Genomic DNA, 21,757 nt, shown 5'->3' on the forward strand with positions numbered 1-21,757 from the left:
GTCGGTCCGCGACACGCCTAGAACCACAACGTTGCGCGAACGACCAACCCTTTGGCGCGGTCCGCGTCGGTCAACCGCACGCGATACTGGACGTCGAGGTCGATCCAGCTCGCCGGCGCCCGATACGCGCTTTCGCGGAACCAGTAGCGCATGCCGATGCCGGGGCCGATGCCGAGTGCGAGCTTGTGCAAGGCGCGGGTGTCGTAGTCGCCGGCGATCGCCGCATGCGGGAACATCACCAGATGGCTGCTGATCGAATCGATCCGCCATGAATGGCCGTAGCGCAGCTCGACCGGTTGAACGAGCCGTTGCTGTCTCACGAAGTACGCGCTCTCCGTGTAGAACTGCCATGTCGTCCAGTCGGGTTTGACGGGATGCAGATCGATGCCGCCGTCGATCGAGTAACCGACGCGGAACAGCCAGTCGTCATACGCGTAACGTCCGCCCGTCATCAGTTTCTCGGCGGTGAACACCAGGTTTTGCGACGAAAGCGGCTTGTAGCGGGCGCCGACCGACCACTGCAAGGTCGGCAACCCGGTGATGCCGCCGCTGCGGTCGTACAGCGTCGAGTACTGGCGCGCGAACACCTGGAAAATGCGCCCGTTGTCGTAGCCGATCTTCGGCGGCTGCCAGTAGACCTCGGTGCCGCCCTGCAGAATCCCGATGGTTTCCTGAGGCCTGAACCCGCCGGATTGATACGCGACGTTGACGATCGCGCCGACGCGCCGCTCCGCGTCGTCGACCGCGCGTCGGTATGCGTAAGCCTGTTCGGCGTCGTATTGCGGCGCCTGCGCGTTCGCGTCGATGCTGTCGTGAAAGAACCGATCGGCAAGTTCGTTCTCGCCCAGGCCGCGCGCCGTGTACGCGGCGTCCGCATATTCGAGCGCGGACTCGTGCTGGCGGGTGAAGCCCGCCGCAAAATAGCGGAGCGCGTCCTTCTCGTACGCCGGGTAGTCGCGGCCCACGCGCCGGGCCGTGTAGGCCGCATCGAGGTATTGATGCGCGGCGCCGGGTTGCACGGCGAAGCTCGCATCGAAGAATCGAAGCGACAGCTTGTCGTAGGCCGGGTCGCGCTCGCCGAGACGGCGCGCCGTATAGGCGGCGTCGAGGTACTGCTGCGCGGTGCCGGGTTGCAGCGCGAAGCTCGCCTCGAAGTACCGGAGCGCCAGCTTGTCGTAGGCCGGGTCGTTCTGGCCGAGACGGCGTGCCGTGTACGCCGCATCGACGTATTGCAGCGCCGTGCCCGGCTGCAGCGCGAAGCTGGCGTCGAAGTAGCGGAGCGCGAGTTTGTCGTAGGCCGGATCGTTCTCGCCAAGACGGCGTGCCGTGTACGCCGCATCGACGTATTGCAACGCCGTGCCGGGCTGCAGCGCGAAGCTGGCGTCGAAGTAGCGGAGCGCGAGTTTGTCGTAGGCCGGGTCGTTCTTGCCGAGCCGGCGCGCCGTGTACGCGGCGTCGACGTACTGCAACGCGGTGCCGGGCTGCAGCGCGAAGCTCGCTTCGAAGAACCGCATCGCTTGCCGGTCGTAAGCGGGATCGCTGTCGCCCAGGCGGCGCGCGATATAGGCGGCATCGATGTATTCGAGCGCCGTGCCTGCGTGCCTGGCGAAGCTCGCCTCGAACAGCTGGAGTGCCTGCCGGTCGTAGGCCGGATCGTTCTTGCCGAGACGGCACGCCGTGTACGCGGCATCGACATATTGCCGCGCGGTACCCGGCTGCTGCGCGAAGCTCGATTCGAACAGCCGAAGCGCCTGCTTGTCGTAGGCCGGGTCGTTCTGCCCGAGACGGTGCGCCGTATAGGCGGCATCGACATACTGACGCGGGGTCGCCCGACGGCGAGCGAAGCTCGTCTCGAACAATTGCAGCGCGCCCTTGTCGTCCCCGGCGCGAATGTGCGCATAGCAGCTCTCGAGCAGCCGGTCGGGCTCGCCTTGCGCGCATGCGCTGCCGGCCGCGATACCGAGTGCGATCGCGATGCAGGTCGGTCGTGCATGGACTTTCATGTCAGGCCACCCCCGACAGCGTGCCGTGCGATTCGGCCGACGCGCGCAACTCGTCCAATGCTGCGACGATCTCGTGCTCGGCGGCAATGAAGCACTGCACGTCCACACCGGCGGCCGCCCGCAACTGCGCGAGCGCCGTATCGGAAAGCGGCGCCGCCACGGCGACGTTGAGCGCCGATCCTTCGCCGATACCGAACGGAATCGCACGATGCCGCACTTCGATGAAGTCCGGCAACCGGGTGGCGAACGGCCGCCAGTCGCGACGCGCCAACTCGACACGCGGCAATCCCGCCTGCCATGCAACGGCGTCGGCGAGCGTTTCGGGATCGAGCCCGGCTTCGTTGACCAGCAGTTCGCCCAGCCGCGTGCCGGCGTCGGTGCGCTGCATTTCGAGCGCATCGTCGAGCTGCTCCTGGCTGATCGCATGCCACGAGAGCAGCAGCTCTCCCAGGCGGCGATGCACCAGTCGAAGATCCTCGCGCGACGGATACGAATGCTTGGTCTTGTCCCAGCCGATCGGTTGCCCGGTCACGGTCGACACGATGAACAATCGCCACGCACGACACACTGCGAAGAAGTTGATGAAGTTGTTGACCACCAGCCGCGGGATCGACAGCAGCCCCTGATGAAATCCGTTCAGTCTCGTGACGAAGTACACGCGCTGCAGCACGCGGTTCACGAGCAGCGCAGTATTCGCGGCCATCATGTACTCGAGCCACTTCGGCGAGGCCTCGAGCAAGGTCTGTCCGGCCGGCAGCCAACCGCGCGCGATCGCGAACCGCAGCAGCAGGTGATTGACCAGCAGCAGGTAAGCCAGAATGGTGACGAGCGACGTGACGGTGCCCTTCCGGTCGCGCAGATACATGTACTTCGTCGCGATCGAGCCGTGCCAGCCGAGGCGCTGCGCGCCCTGGAACGCGATGCCGATGATCCAGCGTGCACGCTGCCGGTAGGCGGTGCGGAACGTGCCGGGAAACAGCTCGCGAGTCGCAATGATGCTGCGCGCGTCGATTTGCCGACGCTGGCCGCCGAACATGTGACGACGTGTCGTCTTGTATTCGAGCGGCAGCCAGACGAAGGCCATACGCGCGCCGATGCGCTTCATCTGGAAGCTCGTGTCGTAGTCTTCGGTCAGGCTGTCGGTGCAGAACGGCTGGTTGTTCGCGCCTTCGAGCAGGCGATCGAGGATGCGGCGGCTGTAGCACGACGCGACGCCCGCGCCCGGTATGCAACCCGTCAGGCTTTCGCGCACGACCAGATCCTTGGAATGCCACTCGCTGAAGTCGTCGAGATAGGTGCAGCCCACCCAGTCCTTCCAGTCGCGTTCGAGCGACAGCACCGGCAGTTGAAGAAACTCCTTCCGTTCGATCAGGTGATTGAAGAGTTTCAGTTCGAGCGGATGAATGATGTCCTCGCAATCGTGCATCGCGACGCCGGCAAAGCGCATGCCGTTCTCTTGCTCGTAGGCGAGAATCGACTGGACGATCCAGTTCAGGCAATCGGCCTTGCACGTCGGGCCGTCGTTGCGGACGATCGCCCGACGCACGACGTTCGGATAGCAGCGCGCCATGCGATCGGCTTCGATCGTCGTATCGGGATCGTTCTGATAGGTGCCGACGAAGATGACGAACTTGCGATATTCGAGCGTCGCGATGGTGTGCTCGATCATCTGCGCGAGCACCGCGTACTCCTTCCACGCGGGCACCATGATCGCAAACCAGCGCTCGTCCTCGCCGCGCAATTCCTGAGCGGTGAGCCGCGGATAGCGGCGGTGGATGACGAAGCGCCGGTACGCGGCGCGGATCCAATAGAAAGCGTCGATGTACAGGTCGTCGAGCGACGACACGAGGATGACCGTGCATACGACCACGACCACCGCATTGAATGCATCGAAGTACGCCGCCTGCAGCGGATGAAGCGCGGGAGCCAACGTCATCGTGCGGTTCCCCCGCCGCCGAAGCGAGACGGTTGGCGAATCGCACGCATGCAGCGCGCTGCCCGCAAATTTCCACCCCGTGCGACTTCGGTCGCACCGTCGTTATTTTTTGTGTTCATAGCCTTCCCCGTTCGAAGCGATCGCGCCGTCACCGCAAGGTTTCGCGAGACCGTGTCGCTCCTTTAATGATTCGAATCTATGGGCGCGCTTCGTTGCGCAATTGATGTCGATCAACGGCGCTCGTGGCAATCGTTTGCCGTGTATCCGCACCTCTCTTCGCTTTGTGTTCCACGCCACATGTGGTTTTTGTTTGCAACCGGAAGTGGGAAAATCGCAGGATGAGGAGCAGACGAATTCCTCTGAGAAATTCGATGCGTGATCGACGCCGCGGTTACGCCGCGTTAGCCGAGATACGGCGCGCTGATGGCGTGATCTCGGACGTTGTGGGCCGTTGCAACAACATGAGTTGCGGCCCGGCAGACGACCCGCTCGCGCACGCCGGACTTCGACGTGCACGGATGCCGCGACGTGATGAATCGTTGCGTCGCGCCGCATTCGGGAAAGGTGTAATTCTGCGTGTTCGAGTGCCGCGCGAGCGGGGTGACGATTGCCATCGGAAGGCAACTCGTGGCGCTATCGAAATCGTGCCGTTAGCGAAATGGAAATCGCATGGACGGCGTTTCGTCGATACGCATTGCTGCATGCGAACTTCGCATCTCGATGGTTTGTGAAACGTCCATTCGTCGGTCGCCGAATGGAGCGATATTGCTGTCATCCGACGGTTTCGAATCTGCGAATTAGTCGTCGCGCGATGCTCCATCTTTCGCTTCACTTTCTTTCCGTACGCTCGACCTACCGGAAGACGCCGACACCGAATACCGATTCGAGCACTTCATTGACAGACGTCGATACGTCCACTAGATTAGCCGCATGCACGCACTTCTCGTTACGACCACCGCAACCACCACCACGACCGCCAATGGCGGGCCGAGGGGAGGTTGCACGTCGTAAGTCATTGCGTCAAACCATCCCGAAGCCCCGCCGGAAACGGACGGGGCTTTTTTTCGCGCTCCGCTCGGCCGGCACCACGTTCGACGGAGAAACCATGGACGATTTCGATCACCGAGTGTTAGGCAACAAACTGGATCTGTTTCATCAGCAAGATGAAAGTCCAGGCGGCATCTTTTGGCATCCGCGCGGGATGGTTCTTTATCGCGTCATCGAGGAATACATTCGGGTCCGAATGCGGCAGGCCGGTTTTTCCGAAGTGCGGACGCCGCAGATCCTGTCTCGCGATCTGTGGGAACGGAGCGGCCATTGGGAAAAGTTCGGGCCGAACATGTTTTCGCTCGAGAGCGACCGTAATCCGTACTGTCTCAAGCCGATGAGTTGCCCATGCCACGTGCAGATATTCAAGAAGGGCAGCCGTTCATACCGCGATTTACCGATCCGATATTGCGAATTCGGCGCGGTCCATCGCGCCGAACCGTCCGGTGCATTGCACGGCCTCATGCGCGCGCGTGCATTTACGCAGGACGACGCTCATGTACTTTGCCTGCCCGACCAGATCGAAGATGAAGTCGCGCGGTTCTGCAAGCTGCTGAAGGCGATCTACGCAGACTTCGGGTTCGGGGAGTGCGACGTGGCGTTGTCGACGCGGCCGCCGGCGCGTGCCGGCGACGATGCGGTCTGGGATCGCTCGGAAGCGATGCTGGCATCGGCCGCGCGGGCGGCCGGGCTGGAATTCGCGATCCTGGCCGGAGAAGGCGCGTTCTACGGCCCGAAGCTCGAATTTCATCTGGTCGACCGTCAAGGACGGAAGTGGCAGTGCGGGACGATCCAGCTCGATTTCGTGTTGCCGGAGCGGCTCGGTGCGTCGTATGTCGCCGAGGACGGCGCGAAAGCGACGCCCGTCATGTTGCACCACGCCGTGCTGGGAAGCCTCGAACGGTTCATCGGCATTCTGCTCGAACACTACGAGGGATGGCTGCCGACATGGCTGGCACCCGACCAGATCGTCGTCGCGAACATCGGCGACGATCATCGCGCATTTGCCGATCGCGCGGCATCCGCTTTCGAAGACATCGGCTGCCGCGTGCTGCGCGATTTCCGCGCCGAGCGGCTGCCCCGCAAGATCTTCGATGCAACGGAACTCGCCGCGCCGATCGTCGCGATTGCCGGCCGCAAGGAAGCGCTGGCCGGCGAAGTGTCGCTGCGAATGAGGGGCGGCGAGCAGCACGTGATGACGATCGACGCTGCGCTGGCGTTTCTCAAGCAGCATGCGCGCGTTCCATCCGCGACGCGGGCGTGCTGATACGAAAGGCAATGCAGTCGGCGGGGATTCTCCTCAGACCATTGATTCGTCTGAGGAGATGAACCTGTCGGCAGGCGGCCTTGCGTGCCGGACGACGACGGCCTCGACGACTGACGCACTGCGCTACGCTGCGGCCCGGCCACTGTCAGCCCTATAATCCCGCACGGCAAAATCGCCGCCCCGTACCGATTCGCAAGCCTTCCATGGAGCTTCCCGCAATGTCGCCGAACATCGACGTTCCCTTCTTCCGCATCCTGTCGGACAGCTACGGCCGGCTGCTCGGCAAGCCGCTGGTGCCCGCGGGGATGAGCGCCGCCGAAGGCGCGCGATGGCTGTACGAAGCCGCGCCGTTCGGGATTCTCGCGCACGGGGTCGCGGCGGATCCGGTGTTCGTCTACGGCAACGCGCGCGCACAGGCGATCTTCGGATACGACTGGGACGAACTGACGGCGTTGCCGTCGCGGTTCTCGGCGGAGCCGATGGAGCGCAGCGAGCGCCAGCGGTTTCTCGAGCAGGTGGCGCGGGACGGCTTCGTGTCGGGCTACCGCGGCATCCGCATCACGAAGTCCGGCACGCGCTTCTGGATCGAGCATGCGACCGTGTGGCAACTCACGGACCCGGACGGCAATCATTGCGGTCAAGCGGCGATGATCCCTGAGATCCATCCGATCGGCTGATGCCGTTGCGTGCGTCGCGCGTGCGCGACGCGGGTCGGGCCGGATGCCGAAACCTGCGCCGGCCGGCGAGATAACGAATTCGTAATCGACGGCTCACCTTGCCGAAAGTGCCCGTTACCGAGAATGGAGTCTCACTCTTCATCGCACTGGGTGGAGAGCGAAGAACCGAAACCGCTCCCGGATACGGTCATACCACTCCAATAGGTGAACCTCATGAAGAATCTGATCCGCGCCGTCCTGATCTCATGCGCATTGAGCGCTCCCGTCGTCGCCTTTGCGCAAAACACGAACGGTCCCGTCACGCGTGCCGAAGTGCGCGCCGACCTCGCACGCGTCGAACGGGCAGGGTACCGTCCGATCGGCAACGACCCGTTCTACCCCAGCGACATCCAGGCGGCCGAAGCGAAGGTCGCCGCCCAACGACCGGACGCATCGCCTGCGCAGTCGCACGCCGTTGCGTCGCAATCCGACGCGCAACGCGCGGCGGTGTCGTACGCGTCGAACGATACGTCGGGGCTGTACGAACATCACTGAGCGCTTCGCGCGACTTGGCCGGCATGCGCTGCACGGCGGGGGAACGCACGATTCGACGCCGCGCGGCCGGCCGCATGCCGATGGGCCGTGGGCCGCGATGCGCGCCGTAGCGGCGCGCGCTCAACGATGGAGCAGCGGGTAAGCGACGAGCCCGATCAACGCGGCCGCCGCGACCACTACCGGCTCCTGCAGCTTCTTGAACCGCCATAGCAGCAGGACGGTCGCAACGGCCAGCGCGGCGGTCGGCACGTCGACGATCGAACGCTTCGCGATCACCAGCACCGAGCCGGTGATTGCGCCGACGGCCGCGGCCGTGATGCCGTCCACGAACGCCTTGACGCCCGGCAGGTGGCCGTACTTCTTCACGTACGGCGCGGGCACGACCGTGAACAGATAGCACGGCAGGAACGTGCCGAGCGCCGCGACGATCGCACCGGGCAGGCCGGCGACCAGATAGCCGATGAAGCCGACCGTGATGACGACCGGCCCTGGCGTGATCATCGCGACCGCGACCGCATCGACGAACTGCTTGTCGTTGAGCCAGTGATGTTCGGTGACGACGCCGCCATACAGGAACGGCACGATCGCCAGCCCCGAGCCGAACACGAACGCGCCGGCCTTCATGAAGAACGCGCCGAGCTGCAGCAGCTGCGGCAGATCGATGCCGCTCAGCGCGCCGCTCGCCGCCGGCAGGTTGGCGGCGGCCGCCGCGCCGAGCCCGCCGCCGCGCAACCAGCGGGGCGGCGCGCGCCACAGCCAGCCGATCACGCCCGCGACGACGAACAGCCACGCGATCTCCGACTCGGTGACGAAGGTCACGACGGCAAGCGTCGCGAAGATCGCCCACAGCAGCTTGTCGCGGCCGACGGTTTTGGTCGTGAGCTTGTACGCGCTCATCGCGATGATGCCGACCACCGCCGCGCCGACGCCGTAGAACACGGCGTGCATCCACGGCAGCCCGCCGAAATGCGCATACGCGAAGCCGAGCGCGACCACCATCAGGAACGACGGCAAGACGAACGCGCAGCCGACCAGCGTCGCACCGGCGACGCGGTAGTGCACGAAGCCGAGATAGATCGCGAGCTGGGCCGCCATCGGCCCCGGCGCGAGCTGCGCCAGCGTGAGTCCTTCCTTGTAATCGGCTTCGGTGATCCAGCCGCGCCGCTCGACCAGATCGCGCCGCATGTAGCCCGCGAGCGCGACCGGCCCGCCGAAACCGAACGTGCCGAGTCGAAGCATGTAGGCGACCAGCTCGCCGAGCGAGTAGGCCGGTTCGGTTGCGGCGGTGGCGGTGGTCATGATGCGGCTCCGGTCCCGGTCGTCCCGGTCGACGTGAAATGCGCATAAAAGGCGTCGAGCACGACGGCCATCTGGTCGAGCAACTGCTCGTCGTCCTGCGCGCGCTCGCGGGCGCCGGCCATCACGGCTTCGAGGCCGGCGGCTTCGGGCGCCGCGGGGCCGCCCACGTCGAGCGCATGCACGATCGCGCCGAGCCGCGCGAGCGCGCGGTCGCCGTCGAGGCCGAAGCTGGCCAGCAGCACCTCGAACGTCACGCGCTCGCCGACGTGCGTGAACGCCGCGCCGTCGAAGTCGAAGCCCAGTGCGTCGGCCGGACAATCCGTCGGCGAGGCGAGCCACACGAAGCGCGGGCGGGCGTCGATGAAGCGGCGGATCAGCCACGCGCTCGCGACGCGATCGACCCACATGCGCCGCCGCGTGGCCCACGTGCGCCCTTGATATTCGCCGAGCGCAAGCACGCGGATCGGGCGCTCGGCCGCGTGCGGCTCGCCGGGCGACAGCACGGTGTCGACCAGCGCGACGAAGTCCTGCAGCGCGGCTTCGGCGCGCGTCGACGCGTCGCCCGGGAAGTAGTCGATCGCCCGCAGCGCGTCGAAATCCTTGCGCACGCGCCGCAGCAGGCGCGCGAGTTCCGAAGCCGGCTGGCCGGCGAGCGTCTTGCGGGCGTCCGCGAGCGTCCGCATGAACGCCGTGTAGTCGTCGCTGCGGTCGAACAGCGCGCGAAATGCCTGCTCCTGCGCCGCATCGGCGCTCGGCGCGCGCAGCAGATGCGCGCTGCCGCCGCTGTCGGCGATCGCGTCCGCCAGTTCGTCCAGGGTTCGGTGCTGCTCGTCCGAGTGCGGCAGCAGGTAGACGCCGTCGCGCAGCACCGCGCAGCCCTTCGCCTTCAGAGCGCGCCAGAACCGCATGCGGGCCGTCGCGTTCTGGGTCGGGAGCGTCAGCACGAGCAGCGACCAAGTGGTGAATGAGTTCATGTAGGGGATGCTACTTCTGTGTCACAACTTCTACAAGTTTCTCGCTGCGATGTCGTCCTGACGCTCCGGGGCGCGCGCATCGTTTGGTCGGACCAATGGCCGAGATACCCCTCCCCACTATCCGAACCCGCGATTTGATATATAGTCCCCCCCGGTATATGAAGGGACCACCATGAGCCACACCATCCAGGAAAAACAGAAGCTGCTGAACCGCGTCCGCAGGATCAAGGGGCAGGTCGAGGCGATCGAACGCGCGCTGGAAGACGAGCGCGGCTGCAACGAGATCCTGCGTCTCATCACGAGCGGACGCGGCGCGATGAACGGCCTGCTCGCCGTCGTGCTGGAAGATCACATCCGCAGCCATCTGGTCGACGCGGAAGGTCACGACGACGAAGGCAGCGCGAGCGAGCAGCTGATCGAAGTCGTTCACAGCTACTTCAAATGACCGGAGGCGCAATGAGTCGTTTCAGCGATGAGGCCTTCGGCGCAGGGCACGATCACATTTTTCTCGGCGCCGCGCACGAGCAGAACGAGCGCAGGACCTGGACCGTCATCGTGCTGTGCGCGGCGATGATGGTGGCCGAGATCGTCGGCGGGTCGATCTTCGGCTCGCTGGCGCTGGTCGCGGACGGGCTGCACATGTCGACGCACGCCGGCGCGATGCTGATCGCCGCCTTTGCGTATACCTATGCGCGCAAGCATGCGAGCGACCCGCGATTCGTGTTCGGCACCGGCAAGCTCGGCGATCTCGCCGGCTTCACGAGCGCGATCGTGCTCGCGATGATCGCGCTGCTGATCGCGTACGAGGCGGTCAGCCGGATGCTGGCGCCCGTGCCGATTCACTTCGGCGAAGCGATTCCGATCGCCGTGCTCGGGCTGGTGGTGAACATCGCGAGCGCGTGGCTGCTGAGCGGCGATCATCACGGTCATGGCCATCATCACGGGCATGCGCACGGACATCATCACGACCACGACCATGGCCACGAACATGAGCACGCCCACCATCACGACGCGGAAGCGCACCGGATCGTCGACGGGCAGCACGCATTCGCCGTGTCGGTGTTCGAGGACGGCGTGCCGCCCGTGTTCCGGATCGCGCCGGCGACGCACGACGCGGCGCTCGTCGACGCGGCCGCCGTATCGATCACGACGCTGCGTCCGGACGGCAGCCGCCATACGTTCGCGATGCAAAGCCGCGACGGCTATCTGGAGTCCATCGAGACGATCCCCGAGCCGCATGCGTTCACGGCGATCGTCCGGCTGAACGGCCGCGAGCACGCGCTGACGTTCGCCGAGAGCGAGCACGAGCACGGCGCCTCGGCGGCGGCCCGCGATCACAACATCCGCTCGGCCTACATCCACGTGCTCGCCGACGCGGCGGTGTCCGTGCTGACGATCGCCGGCTTGCTGCTCGCGCGTGCGTTCGGCTGGCTGTGGATGGATCCGCTCGCCGGCATCGTCGGCGCGCTGGTGATCGCGAACTGGTCGTACGGGCTGATGCGCGACACGGGCAGCATCCTGCTCGACATGAATCCGGATCGCCGCCTGGCGGACAGCGTGCGCGCCGCGCTCGAAAGCACCGGCGACCGGATCCGCGATCTGCACGTGTGGCGGCTCGGGCCGGGGCACATGAGCGCGGTCGTCTCGGTGCTGACCGACGACCCGCAGCGCGATGCGCGCTACTACCACCGCGTGCTGCAACGCTTCGGCAGCCTGTCGCACGTGACGGTCGAAGTCGTGCCCGTGCCGCGAGGGCAATGACGATGGCAGTCAAGTCGCCGTGCGTCGAGGTATGCTCGTTCGACGGCCGCACCGGCTACTGCGTCGCGTGCCTGCGCACCCGCGACGAAGCGCGCGGCTGGAAGAAGATGACGGATCACCGGCGTCATCAGATCGTCAACGACCGCGCGCGGCGGCATGCCAGGCTCGCGCGCGACACACCCGATTGATCGCACGATGAACACGCCCGCACCGATTCGACGCAAGCAGCCGATCCCGCGTACCGTCTGGGCGCTGGGCCTCGTGAGCCTGTTCATGGACCTGTCGTCCGAACTGATCCATGCGCTGTTGCCGATCTATCTGGTGACGACGATGGGCATGAGCGTCGTCGCGCTCGGCGTGCTCGAAGGCGCCGCCGAAGCGACCGCGATGATCGTCAAGGTGTTCTCCGGCGCGATCAGCGACTGGCTCGGGCGCCGCAAGGGTCTGCTGCTCGTCGGCTACGGCCTCGCGGCGCTGACCAAGCCGCTGTTTCCGCTGGCGTCCACGCCGGCCGTGGTCGTCGTCGCGCGCCTGCTCGATCGCGTCGGCAAGGGGATTCGCGGCGCGCCGCGCGATGCGCTGGTGGCCGACGTCGCGCCGCCCGAGATCCGCGGTGCATGTTTCGGCCTGCGTCAGTCGATGGACACCGTCGGCGCGTTTCTCGGCCCGATGTGCGCGATCGTGCTGATGCTGGGGTTCGCCGACCACATCCGGATCGTGATGTGGTTCGCCGTCGTGCCCGCGTTCGTCGCGATCGCGCTGATCGTGTTCGGCGTGCGCGAGCCCGAGCATGCGGCGCCGCAGCGCGGCTTTCGTTCGCCGCTGCACTGGCGCGCGTTGCGCGAGTTTCCGCGCGCGTACTGGTTCGTCGTCGCGGGCGGCGCGGCGTTCACGCTCGCGCGTTTCAGCGAGGCGTTCCTCGTGCTGCGCGCGCAGCAGACGGGCCTCGACGCCGCGTGGATTCCGGGCGTGATGGTCGTGATGAGCATCGCGTATGCGCTGTCCGCGTGGCCGGTCGGCGTGCTGTCGGACCGGATGGACCGACGCATGCTGCTGGCGGCGGGCATGGTGCTGCTGATCGCGGCCGACCTGCTGCTCGGCCTCGGCGCGTCGATGCCGACGATGTTCGCCGGCGTGGCCGTGTGGGGCCTGCACATGGGCTTCACGCAGGGCATCCTCGCCGCGATGGTGTCGGAAACATCGCCGGCCGCGCTGCGCGGCACCGCGTTCGGCGTATTCAATCTGGTCAGCGGGATCTGCATGCTGCTCGCCAGCAGCATCGCCGGCGCGCTGTGGACGCACTTCGGCGCATCGACCACGTTCGTCGCCGGCGCGGCGCTGGTCGTGGTGCCGCTCGCGCTGTGCCGCCTCATGCCGCGCGTCGCGCCGCCGGCGGCGTGAGGTGGCGTGAGGCGATGCACTGCGCGTGCGTCGGGCGGCGCTCGCGCTGACACAGCCGCGACTGCATCCGCGACCGGCGACTTTCCCCCAGTTGCCGAATCGATCCCCAGCCATTGAGCCGCGCTCTCCCCGTTGAGCCACGCTCCACCCGCAACTCCCCCTCCGCAATTTTTTTCGATTTATCTGCCGCTATTCTCGGCGTTGTCGAAGATCGGATGTACGCGCGATGTAATACCGACCGCGCCGGACGATTCCGCGGAAGTATTTACGCAACGCCGAGGTACGCACCGTCCGGCGCGCCCTTCACATGAGTGATTCCATCGTTCAGGAGAGCGTCTGCCATGGTTGCCGGAAAATCGCTTCGCGCCGTGCTGCTTGCCGTGTCGATCGCCGCGGTCGCGCCGCCCGGCCACGCGGGCAATACCACCGACTGGCTCGCGAACACCTACGGCACGCTCGCCGCGCACGTCGGCAACGTCGCACGGGCGATGTGGGTCGCGCCCGAAGGCGTGATCTACACCGCATCGATGTGGGACGAGTATGAGGGCGGCGTCGCGATCTACCAGAACGGCAAAAGCATTGGCTCGATCGGCACGCATGCCGAATTCCAGGGCAGCGCGATCACCGGCAACGCGACGTCGCTGTTCGTCGCGCTCCAGCCGGGCAGCGGATACGGCAGCGGCGCGGTCGGGCGCTACAACCGCGCGACGCATTACCGCGACCGGCTGATCCAGGTCACCGCCGCGACGAACCAGCCGCGCATCGACGTCGTCACCGGGCTTGCGACGGCCGGCACGCTGCTCTACGCGAGCGATTTCTACGGCAACCGCGTGCGCGTGTTCACGACCGACGGCGTATGGCAGCGCGACATCGGCGTAGCGGCGCCGGGCGCGCTCGCGCTCGACGCCGCCGGCAACGTATGGGTCGCGCAGAAGCGCGCGGGAACGATCGTCGAATACAGTCCGGCCGGCGCGCTGCTGAACACGATCCGGCTGCCGGCCGGGTCGCAGCCGTCGGCGCTCTATTTCGATGCGGCGGCCGGGCAACTGATGGTCGGCGACGAAGGCCCCGACATGAACATCAAGCGCTATGCGGTGACGGGCCGGCCGGCGCTGGTCGGCACGTTCGGCGTGCGCGGCGGCTATCTCGACACGACCACCGGCATCAAGGGGCAGGTCGGCGCGCAGCGCTTCACGCGCATCGCGGGCATCGGCAAGGATACGGGCGGCAACCTGTACGTGCTGAACAACCCGTGGGGCGGCAGCTGGGATCTCGGCCGCAACGGTGCGACCGACCTTCACGCATACGGCAGCACCGGCGGCCTGCGCTGGACGCTGCAGTCGCTGAACTTCGAGGGCATCGCCGCGCCCGACCCGGTCACGGACGGCGCGCTGTTCTTACAGCGGCACGCACGTGTACCGCGGCACCGCGGGCGGCACGTTCGTCGCGAACACCGTCGATCCGTTCGCGTATCCGGCCGACCCGCGCATCAACATGAACGACCCGCAGCGCGACGAGCACTTCGGGCTGCTCACGGCGGTCGGCGCGAACCGGATTCTCGTCGTGGCCGGGCAGAATCCGCCGGTCTATTACTTCTTCCATTTCGATGCGGCCAACGGCTACATCGCGATTCCCGACGGAGCGATCCCGGGCCCGGCATTCGACACGACGCGGCGCGTGTCGGCCGGCTTCAGCATCGACGGCAAGGGCGGCGTATGGGCCGGCCTCGACCACACCGGCGCGATCTACCACTATCCGCTCGCGAGCTTCGACGCGAGCGGCAAGCCTTCGTGGGGCGCGGGCGTGCCGACGCCGATTCCCGCCAGCATCCAGCCGCTCACGCGCATCGTCTATCTCGCCGACAGCGACACGATGGTGCTCGCCCAGGGTGTGGTGGGCAGCACCGACTGGACCTCGATCGGCACGCGCATCGAGGTCTATCACGGCTGGCTCGCGGGCAACACGACGAGGCCGAACCCGGTGATCACGCTGCCGCACAGCGGCGCGAAGTCGATCGACGCGGCCGGCAATCATCTGTTCGTGGGTTACTGGTTCAGCAGCAGCGGCCCGCTGTGGCCGAACATCGACGCGTTCAATCTCGACACGGGCCGGCTCGACACGACGCTCGTCAATGCGAGCCCGGCGACCGTCGATACCAGCAGCGCGATCGACGCGATGTACAGCGTCCGCGCGTACCGCCGCGCGAACGGCGAATATGTGGTGACGAAGAACAACGTGAAGGGCAACAGCATCACCGTCTATCGGTGGACGCCTTGAGGCGGCGCGACGGCCGCGAGCGTTCACTTCGCCGCCGCGGCGTTGCCGGCGATGGCCTGCGTTTGTAAAGAAGCGATGACGAGGAAACGGGAAAGCGCGCGCCGGTCGGCCGGCACGCGCTTTCCCATTCAGATGCGACCGAGCAGCACCAGTATCACGACGATGACCACGATCAGGCCAACCGAACCGGACGGCCAGTAACCCCAGCTCCGACTGTGCGGCCATGCCGGAAACGCGCCGATGAGCAACAGAATCAGAACGATGATAAGGATCGTACCGAGCATCGCATCCCTCCTGAGATTGTTGGAAAAGACGATGTCTGGCGTCGCAATTCCTGTGCCGCGGCGAGCGGCGTGACGGTTGCCGGGCGTGTTCACGCACCGGGAATTCACGTGATGAATGCCGATAGATTCAGAAAATAAATTTCAAAAATGCATACGCGATCGCTATGCTGGTCTTTCGGCACCGCTTCGATGGATATGCAATGGCTGAACTCTTTCTGGTACGGCACGGGCAGGCGTCGTTCGGGACGAACGACTACGACCGGCTGTCCGCGCGCGGCGAGCAGCAGGGCGTCTGGCTCGGCGAGTATTTCGCGCGGCAGGGCCTGACCTTCGACCGGGTGATCTGCGGGACGATGAACCGGCATGCGCAGACGGTCGACGCGATCCTGCGCGGGATCGGCGGCGAACGCGTGACGGTCGACCGTCATCCGGGCCTGAACGAATACGACTTCCACGGGCTGTTCGCGGCCGCCGCGCACGACTATCCGGAGATCGCGCGGCTCGCGGCCGGCTCGATGAAGGAGCACTTCCGCGCGCTGCGGCAGGTGCTGCATCTGTGGGCCGACGACCGGCTCGGCGACACGGCGCCCGAAACCTGGGCGCATTTCCAGCAGCGCGTCGCCGCCGCGCGCGCGGCGATTCGCGACGGCGGCAGCCAGCGCGTGCTCGCGGTGAGTTCGGGCGGCCCGATCGCGGTGACCGTCCAGCAGGTGCTCGCCGCGCCGCCCGCGAGCGCGATCGCGCTGAACCTGCAGATCCGCAACAGCAGTCTTTCGCAGTTTTTCTTCAACGCCGACGCGTTCCATCTGGCGTCGTTCAACGGCATCCCGCATCTCGACGATCCCGAACGACACGCATGGCGCACCTACGGCTGACCCAACGAACGATCGCGACGATGACCCATCCTGCCCCGCCCCTCGACGCAGCCCGCCTGACGCGCTATCTGGAAGCGCACGTGCCGGGCTTCGAAGGCCCGCTCGACCTGGAGAAGTTTGCCGGCGGCCAGTCGAACCCGACGTACCTGCTGCACGCGAAAAGCGGCCGCTACGTGCTGCGCCGCCAGCCGCCCGGCGAACTGCTGAAGTCCGCGCATGCGGTCGACCGCGAATTCCGCGTGCTGAGCGCGCTGTCGGGCACCGCGGTGCCGGTCGCGCGTCCGTATCACCTGTGCGAAGACCGCGACGTGATCGGCAGCATGTTCTACGTGATGAGCTTCGAGGACGGCCGCATCTTCTGGGACCCGGCGTTGCCGGAGCTGCCGAAGGCCGACCGCGCGACCTGCTACGACGCGCTGATTCGCACGATGGCCGCGCTGCACGACGTCGACGTCGACGCGGTGGGCCTTGCCGACTACGGTCGCCCCGGCAACTACTTCGAGCGCCAGATCGGCGTGTGGACGAAGCAGTATCGTGCGGCGCAGACGGAGCGCCTCGACGCGATGGAGACGCTGATCGACTGGCTGCCGCAAGCGTGCCCCGACGACGCGGGGCGTCCGGCGCTCGTGCACGGCGACTTCCGGATCGACAACGTGATGTTCGCGCGCGACGACTACCGCGTGCAGGCCGTGCTCGACTGGGAGCTGTCGACGCTCGGCAATCCGCTCGCCGACCTCGCGTACTTCTGCATGTGTCTGCGGCTGCCGGCCGGCACTCAGGTGCGCGGGCTCGCGGGCCAGGATCGCGCCGAACTCGGCATCCCGGACGAAGCGGCGATCGTCGCGCGCTACTGCGAGCTGCGCGGGATCGAGCCGATCCGCGACTGGCATTTCTATCTCGCGTTCAGCTTCTTCCGGCTCGCCGCGATCGCGCAGGGCGTGAAGGCGCGCGCGCTGCAAGGCAACGCGTCGAGCGAACAGGCGCTGCGCGTCGGCGCGATGGCCGGCCGGCTGGCCGAGCTGGCCGTCGACGTGATCGGCGCGCAGCGCTGACGCCGCAAACACGGCCGCGCGGCCGCACGACAACACATCGATGGAGGAGCACAGCAACATGGCAACGAACCTGTTCGACCTGACGGGCAAGATCGCGCTGGTGACGGGCGCGAGCCGCGGCATCGGCGAGGAAATCGCGAAGCTGCTCGCGCAGCAGGGCGCGCACGTGATCGTGTCGAGCCGCAAGCTCGACGACTGCCGGGCCGTTGCGGACGCAATCGTCGCGGCGGGCGGCCGCGCGGAAGCGCTGGCCTGCCACGTCGGACGAATGGAGGACATCGCCGCGACGTTCGAGACGATCCGCGGCCGGCACGGCCGGCTCGACATCCTGGTGAACAACGCGGCGGCGAATCCGTATTTCGGGCACATCCTCGACACCGATCTGGCCGCGTACGAGAAGACCGTCGACGTGAACATCCGCGGCTACTTCTTCATGTCGGTCGAGGCCGGCAAGCTGATGAAGGCGCAAGGCGGCGGCGCGATCGTCAACACCGCGTCCGTGAACGCGCTGCAGCCGGGCGACCGGCAGGGCATCTATTCGATCACGAAGGCCGCGGTCGTGAACATGACGAAGGCGTTCGCGAAGGAATGCGGGCCGCTCGGCATCCGCGTGAACGCGCTGCTGCCGGGCCTCACGAAGACGAAGTTCGCGGGCGCGCTGTTCGCCGACCAGCAGATCTATCAGGCATGGATGGAGAAGATCCCGCTGCGCCGTCACGCGCAGCCGTCCGAGATGGCCGGCACGGTGTTGTATCTCGTGTCGGACGCGGCGAGCTATACGAATGGCGAATGCATCGTCGTCGACGGCGGCCTCACGCTCTGAGCGCGCGACGACCTACGACGGCCTGCGGGCCTTTTGAACCGAACGAACACGCGCAATTGCGAGGAATCGATCATGGATTTTGGCTATACCCCGAAGGTGGAAGAACTGCGTGAGCGCGTGCGTGCGTTCATGGATGCGCACATCGTGCCGCGCATCCGCCAGTGGAACGACGAAGTGCATGCGGGGCGCTACCCGGTGTCGTTCATGGAGGAATTGAAGGCGCGCGCGAAGGCCGAAGGGCTGTGGAATCTGTTCCTGCCGCATCTGAAGGAAGACGAGCCGGGCACGGCGCTGACGAACCTCGAATACGCGCCGCTCGCGGAGATCATGGGGCGCGTCGCGTGGGCGTCGGAGGTTTTCAACTGCAATGCGCCGGACACCGGCAACATGGAGTTGCTGCACATGTTCGCGACGCCGGCGCAGCGCGACGAGTGGCTGCTGCCGCTGCTGCACGGCGAGATCCGCTCGGCGTTCGCGATGACGGAGCCCGACGTCGCGTCGTCGGATGCGACCAACATCACGACGCGCATCGAGCGCGCCGGCGACGAGTACGTGATCAACGGCCGCAAGTGGTTCATCACGAATGCCGCGCATCCGAACTGCAAGATCTTCATCGTGATGGGCAAGACCGACCCGGCGGCGGAAGCGCACCGGCAGCAGAGCATGATCCTCGTGCCGCGCGACACGCCGGGCGTGACGGTGGTGCGCAACATCACCGTGGTCAATCACTACGCGCCGGAAGGGCACTGCGAGATCACCTTCGACAACGTGCGCGTGCCGGCGCGCAACCTGCTCGGCGACGAAGGCAGCGGCTTCGCGCTCGCGCAGGCGCGGCTCGGGCCGGGGCGCATCCACCATTGCATGCGCTCGATCGGCGCGGCAGAGCTCGCGCTCGAGCTGATGATCGATCGCGCGCAGTCGCGCGAGGCGTTCGGCAAGCCGCTGAACCGGCACGGGACGGTCGGCGAATGGATCGCGCGCTCGCGCATCGAGATCGACCAGGCGCGGCTGCTCGTGCTGAAGGCTGCGTGGATGATCGACAAGGTCGGCGCGAAGGCCGCGCGCAAGGAAATCTCGATGATCAAGGCGCTCGTGCCGACCATGTACACCGACGTGTGCGACCGCGCGATGCAGGTGTTCGGCGCGATGGGCCTGAGCCCGGACACGCCGCTCGCCGATCTGTGGAGCTGGGGGCGCGCGCTGCGCTTCGCAGACGGCCCGGACGAGGTGCATCTGCAGTCGATCGCGCGGATGGAGATCAAGGGCGCCGTGCGCGGCGCGACCGAGCCGTATCTGACGCGCCCGCCGCGCGACTGAACGTGTCGCTGCGATGTCGCGGCGAGCGCGCGCGAGCGGACGCGAGGTGGCCGAACCCGACGCGCGCGCCGTATTAAGATGCCGGCAAGGAGATCCGGCAATGCGCCTTTCGAAGATTGACCTGAACCTGTTCGTCGTATTCGATGCGATCTACAACAAGCGCAACCTGACGCGCGCGGCCGAAGTGCTGAACCTCACGCAGCCGGCCGTCAGCAATGCGCTCGCGCGGCTGCGCAAGACGCTGAACGATCCGCTGTTCGTCAGCACGCCGGCCGGGATGATGCCGACGCCGATGGCCGAGAACATCGTCGGCCGCGTGCGCGAGGCGTTGCAGCTGCTCGACTCGAGCGCGCACGAGGGCGACGTGTTCGATCCCGCGTCGTCGGAGCGGGTGTTCCGGTTGAGCATGAGCGACCTGACCGAGGCGTTGCTGCTGCCGGCGCTCGGCGAGCTGCTGCAGACGCATGCGCCGGGCATGCACGTGCGCAGCTATACGCTGGACCGCCGCGAAGTGGCGACCGCGCTCGCGAACGGCTCCGTCGACATCGCGATCGACGCGCCGCTGATCGGCGATCCGCACCTGTGCCAGGCGCTGCTCGTGCGCGACCGCTACGCGTGCATGATCCGCGAAGATCATCCGTTCCGGCGCGATGCGCTGACCATGGACGACTACCTGTCGATGGGGCACATCCACGTGTCGAGCCGCCGCAAGGGCAGCGGGCACGTCGACGCGGAGCTGACGCGGCTCGGGCTGCGCCGCACCATCCAGATGCGCGTGCAGCACTACATGGTCGCGCCGTTGATCGCGATGCGCGGCGATCTCGCGCTGACCGCGCCGCTCCGGCTGCTGCAGCGCTATCCGGCCCGCATCCTCGAACTGCCGTTCGAGATGCCGGCGCTCGAATACTTCTGCTACTGGCACCGCAGCGCCGACCAGGATCAGGGCAGCCGATGGTTGCGCGAGCAGCTGATGACGCTGATGGGCGGGATCGGCGAGCTGCAGTGATGCATCGCAGTGACGTGCCGCAGTGATGCGCGCGCCGCTTGCTAACGGTCGTCGTCGAAGCGCGCCGATGCGGGGCGGCGCTTCATCTCCTTCAGCCAGCGCCGGACGTTGTCCGGATCCTCGAACTCGCGCAGCGTGACGGTCAGGTCCTGAATGCTGCGCTGCATGCCGGCGATGTCGCGCGCGAGCAGGCGCACCACGGTGTCGGGTGCGATCTTCACGGACGGCGCGATGCCGTAGGTTCGGCGGAAATCGTTCTCCACGTGTTCGATCTCGCGGTCGAGCTCGCGCAGCTGCTCGTCGAGGATGCCGTTGTAGCGCGTCAGCCGCGCTTCGCCGAGGCCGGCGATCGCATGCCGGTCGATCTGTTCGATCTCAAGCTGAAGCTCCAGCAGCTGCAGCAGGTTGCGCTTCGCATAGGCGTGGTTGACCCGCTGCATCAGCGCGGTCTTGCGTTCCTGGTCGTGCGGATCGGTGGCGCGATCGGGATGCAGCGCGCTGGCCAGCTTGCGGTAGATCTCGCGGATCGACTTGCTCGATTCGGCCTGTTCCGATTCGGCGCGCGCCTGCGCGGCTGCCTGCTTCGGCGTCTTCCTGCGCTTCGCGCGCTGCGCCTCGCGTGCCGCGTGCGCGGCCATGTCGCGCTCGAACTGCGCGTCGAGCTCGGCTTGGAGCCGTTGCGCCAGTTCGTCGGGTGACAGGGCATCGAGATCGTCTGCCGCGTCGGCGCCGGGCGCGGGCTGCGGATCGGCCGCTGCGCTGCCGGCCGGCCCGCTTGCATGATGGCGATCGTAGACGCGCTGCAGCGCCGCGTCGTCGGCGGCGTCGAGCACGTCGCGGGCCATGTCCGCGATCAGGTCGGACAGCGTGCGCTGCTCGGCCTTGCTGAGTCCGCTACGCAGGAACGCGTCGTCGAGCAGATGAATCAGCCGCGTGCGCAGCGCCGTCGATTCGCGTTCGAGCGGCAGCAGCGCGTCCACGAACTTCTTCTGGAACGCCGGCGTGACGGCGTCCCACGCCGCGAGGCGCTCGCGCCGCTTGTCGATGCGCTCGACGAGCGTGTTGAAGGTCTTCTGGGCGTCGGACAGGCGGGCTGTCTCGTGACCGGGCGCGATCGCAATCGCGGCACCGCGGCGTGCGGTCATGATGTGGGGTCCTCCGGCCGCGGCGGGACGCGCGGCAGGCCGGTATTTTAGCTGGACGCGGGATGCCGCCGTGCGGCGG

The 21,757-nt window shown here is 66.7% G+C and carries 18 protein-coding genes and 1 pseudogene; 13 read left to right on the forward strand and 6 right to left on the reverse strand.

All coding sequences use genetic code 11. From position 1 onward, the window contains the following. Nucleotides 1–17: 17 nt before the first annotated feature. Both MYA_RS17035 and MYA_RS17040 read right to left on the reverse strand, forming a co-directional pair. Nucleotides 18–2,003, reverse strand: a complete 1,986-nt coding sequence (locus MYA_RS17035; protein ID WP_014724308.1) for an NfrA family protein — start codon at nt 2,001–2,003, stop codon at nt 18–20. 1 nt (nt 2,004) lies between these two features. After that, nucleotides 2,005–3,939, reverse strand: a complete 1,935-nt coding sequence (locus MYA_RS17040) for a glycosyl transferase family protein (RefSeq protein ID WP_014724309.1) — start codon at nt 3,937–3,939, stop codon at nt 2,005–2,007. 1,015 nt (nt 3,940–4,954) lie between these two features. Between MYA_RS17040 and thrS the strand changes: the two genes are divergently transcribed. The 3 genes from thrS to MYA_RS17060 all read left to right on the forward strand — a co-directional run bounded on the left by thrS (nt 4,955) and on the right by MYA_RS17060 (nt 7,464). Next, entirely contained in the window at nt 4,955–6,253 is a 1,299-nt protein-coding gene (gene thrS / locus MYA_RS17050) for a threonine--tRNA ligase (RefSeq protein ID WP_224019817.1), read from the forward strand. Between the two features lie 218 nt (nt 6,254–6,471). Further along, nucleotides 6,472–6,930, forward strand: coding sequence for an MEKHLA domain-containing protein (locus MYA_RS17055; RefSeq protein ID WP_014724313.1), 459 nt, complete (start codon nt 6,472–6,474; stop codon nt 6,928–6,930). Nucleotides 6,931–7,143: 213 nt separating this feature from the next. Continuing rightward, entirely contained in the window at nt 7,144–7,464 is a 321-nt protein-coding gene (locus MYA_RS17060; RefSeq protein ID WP_011881208.1) for a DUF4148 domain-containing protein, read from the forward strand. A gap of 120 nt (nt 7,465–7,584) precedes the next feature. Here MYA_RS17060 and MYA_RS17065 read toward each other — a convergent pair whose 3' ends face one another. Beyond that, on the reverse strand, nt 7,585–8,763 hold the full coding sequence (locus tag MYA_RS17065) for a chromate transporter (protein WP_014724314.1): 1,179 nt from the start codon (nt 8,761–8,763) through the stop codon (nt 7,585–7,587). After that, the gene (locus MYA_RS17070; RefSeq protein ID WP_041494047.1) at nt 8,760–9,737 is read right to left on the reverse strand and encodes a chromate resistance protein ChrB domain-containing protein; all 978 of its coding nucleotides are present in this window, start codon (nt 9,735–9,737) and stop codon (nt 8,760–8,762) included. The genes MYA_RS17065 and MYA_RS17070 overlap by 4 nt, the downstream gene beginning before the upstream one ends. Before the next feature lie 172 nt (nt 9,738–9,909). On the opposite strand from MYA_RS17070, the gene MYA_RS17075 reads away from it, so the two are divergent. The 5 genes and pseudogenes from MYA_RS17075 to MYA_RS17095 all read left to right on the forward strand — a co-directional run bounded on the left by MYA_RS17075 (nt 9,910) and on the right by MYA_RS17095 (nt 15,176). Continuing rightward, complete coding sequence (locus tag MYA_RS17075; RefSeq protein ID WP_011881211.1) at nt 9,910–10,182, forward strand: metal/formaldehyde-sensitive transcriptional repressor; 273 nt, start codon at nt 9,910–9,912, stop codon at nt 10,180–10,182. 11 nt (nt 10,183–10,193) lie between these two features. Beyond that, the gene (gene dmeF / locus MYA_RS17080) at nt 10,194–11,498 is read left to right on the forward strand and encodes a CDF family Co(II)/Ni(II) efflux transporter DmeF (protein ID WP_014724316.1); all 1,305 of its coding nucleotides are present in this window, start codon (nt 10,194–10,196) and stop codon (nt 11,496–11,498) included. Nucleotides 11,499–11,500: 2 nt separating this feature from the next. Continuing rightward, nucleotides 11,501–11,686, forward strand: a complete 186-nt coding sequence (locus MYA_RS17085; RefSeq protein ID WP_011881213.1) for a DUF1289 domain-containing protein — start codon at nt 11,501–11,503, stop codon at nt 11,684–11,686. 7 nt (nt 11,687–11,693) lie between these two features. Beyond that, nucleotides 11,694–12,899 (forward strand): MFS transporter, encoded by a 1,206-nt coding sequence (locus MYA_RS17090; protein WP_014724318.1) that lies wholly within the window; start codon nt 11,694–11,696, stop codon nt 12,897–12,899. Nucleotides 12,900–13,240: 341 nt separating this feature from the next. Next, nucleotides 13,241–15,176 (forward strand): annotated as a pseudogene (locus MYA_RS17095) (SMP-30/gluconolactonase/LRE family protein). Between the two features lie 128 nt (nt 15,177–15,304). Here the strand turns inward: MYA_RS17095 and MYA_RS29995 are convergent. Continuing rightward, nucleotides 15,305–15,460 carry a DUF3309 family protein gene (locus tag MYA_RS29995; RefSeq protein ID WP_011881216.1) on the reverse strand — a complete coding sequence of 52 codons (156 nt, stop codon included), beginning with the start codon at nt 15,458–15,460 and terminating at the stop codon, nt 15,305–15,307. A 200-nt stretch (nt 15,461–15,660) separates the two neighbouring features. Between MYA_RS29995 and MYA_RS17105 the strand changes: the two genes are divergently transcribed. The 5 genes from MYA_RS17105 (at nt 15,661) to MYA_RS17125 (ending at nt 20,533) form a co-directional block, all read left to right on the forward strand. Further along, nucleotides 15,661–16,335, forward strand: a complete 675-nt coding sequence (locus MYA_RS17105; protein WP_014724320.1) for a histidine phosphatase family protein — start codon at nt 15,661–15,663, stop codon at nt 16,333–16,335. Nucleotides 16,336–16,355: 20 nt separating this feature from the next. Next, entirely contained in the window at nt 16,356–17,387 is a 1,032-nt protein-coding gene (locus tag MYA_RS17110; protein WP_014724321.1) for a phosphotransferase, read from the forward strand. 58 nt (nt 17,388–17,445) lie between these two features. Then, nucleotides 17,446–18,210, forward strand: coding sequence for an SDR family oxidoreductase (locus MYA_RS17115; protein ID WP_011881219.1), 765 nt, complete (start codon nt 17,446–17,448; stop codon nt 18,208–18,210). A 72-nt stretch (nt 18,211–18,282) separates the two neighbouring features. Then, nucleotides 18,283–19,527, forward strand: a complete 1,245-nt coding sequence (locus MYA_RS17120) for an acyl-CoA dehydrogenase family protein (protein WP_014724323.1) — start codon at nt 18,283–18,285, stop codon at nt 19,525–19,527. Between the two features lie 100 nt (nt 19,528–19,627). After that, nucleotides 19,628–20,533, forward strand: coding sequence for a LysR family transcriptional regulator (locus MYA_RS17125; protein WP_011881221.1), 906 nt, complete (start codon nt 19,628–19,630; stop codon nt 20,531–20,533). Nucleotides 20,534–20,574: 41 nt separating this feature from the next. Here the strand turns inward: MYA_RS17125 and MYA_RS17130 are convergent, their stop codons facing one another. Continuing rightward, a complete protein-coding gene (locus MYA_RS17130) occupies nt 20,575–21,678 on the reverse strand; it encodes a J domain-containing protein (RefSeq protein WP_014724324.1) in 1,104 nt (367 codons plus the stop codon). Nucleotides 21,679–21,757 lie beyond the last annotated feature (79 nt).

Origin of the sequence: Burkholderia sp. KJ006, from assembly GCF_000262695.1 — a bacterium.
Taxonomy (GTDB): Bacteria; Pseudomonadota; Gammaproteobacteria; order Burkholderiales; family Burkholderiaceae; genus Burkholderia; species Burkholderia vietnamiensis.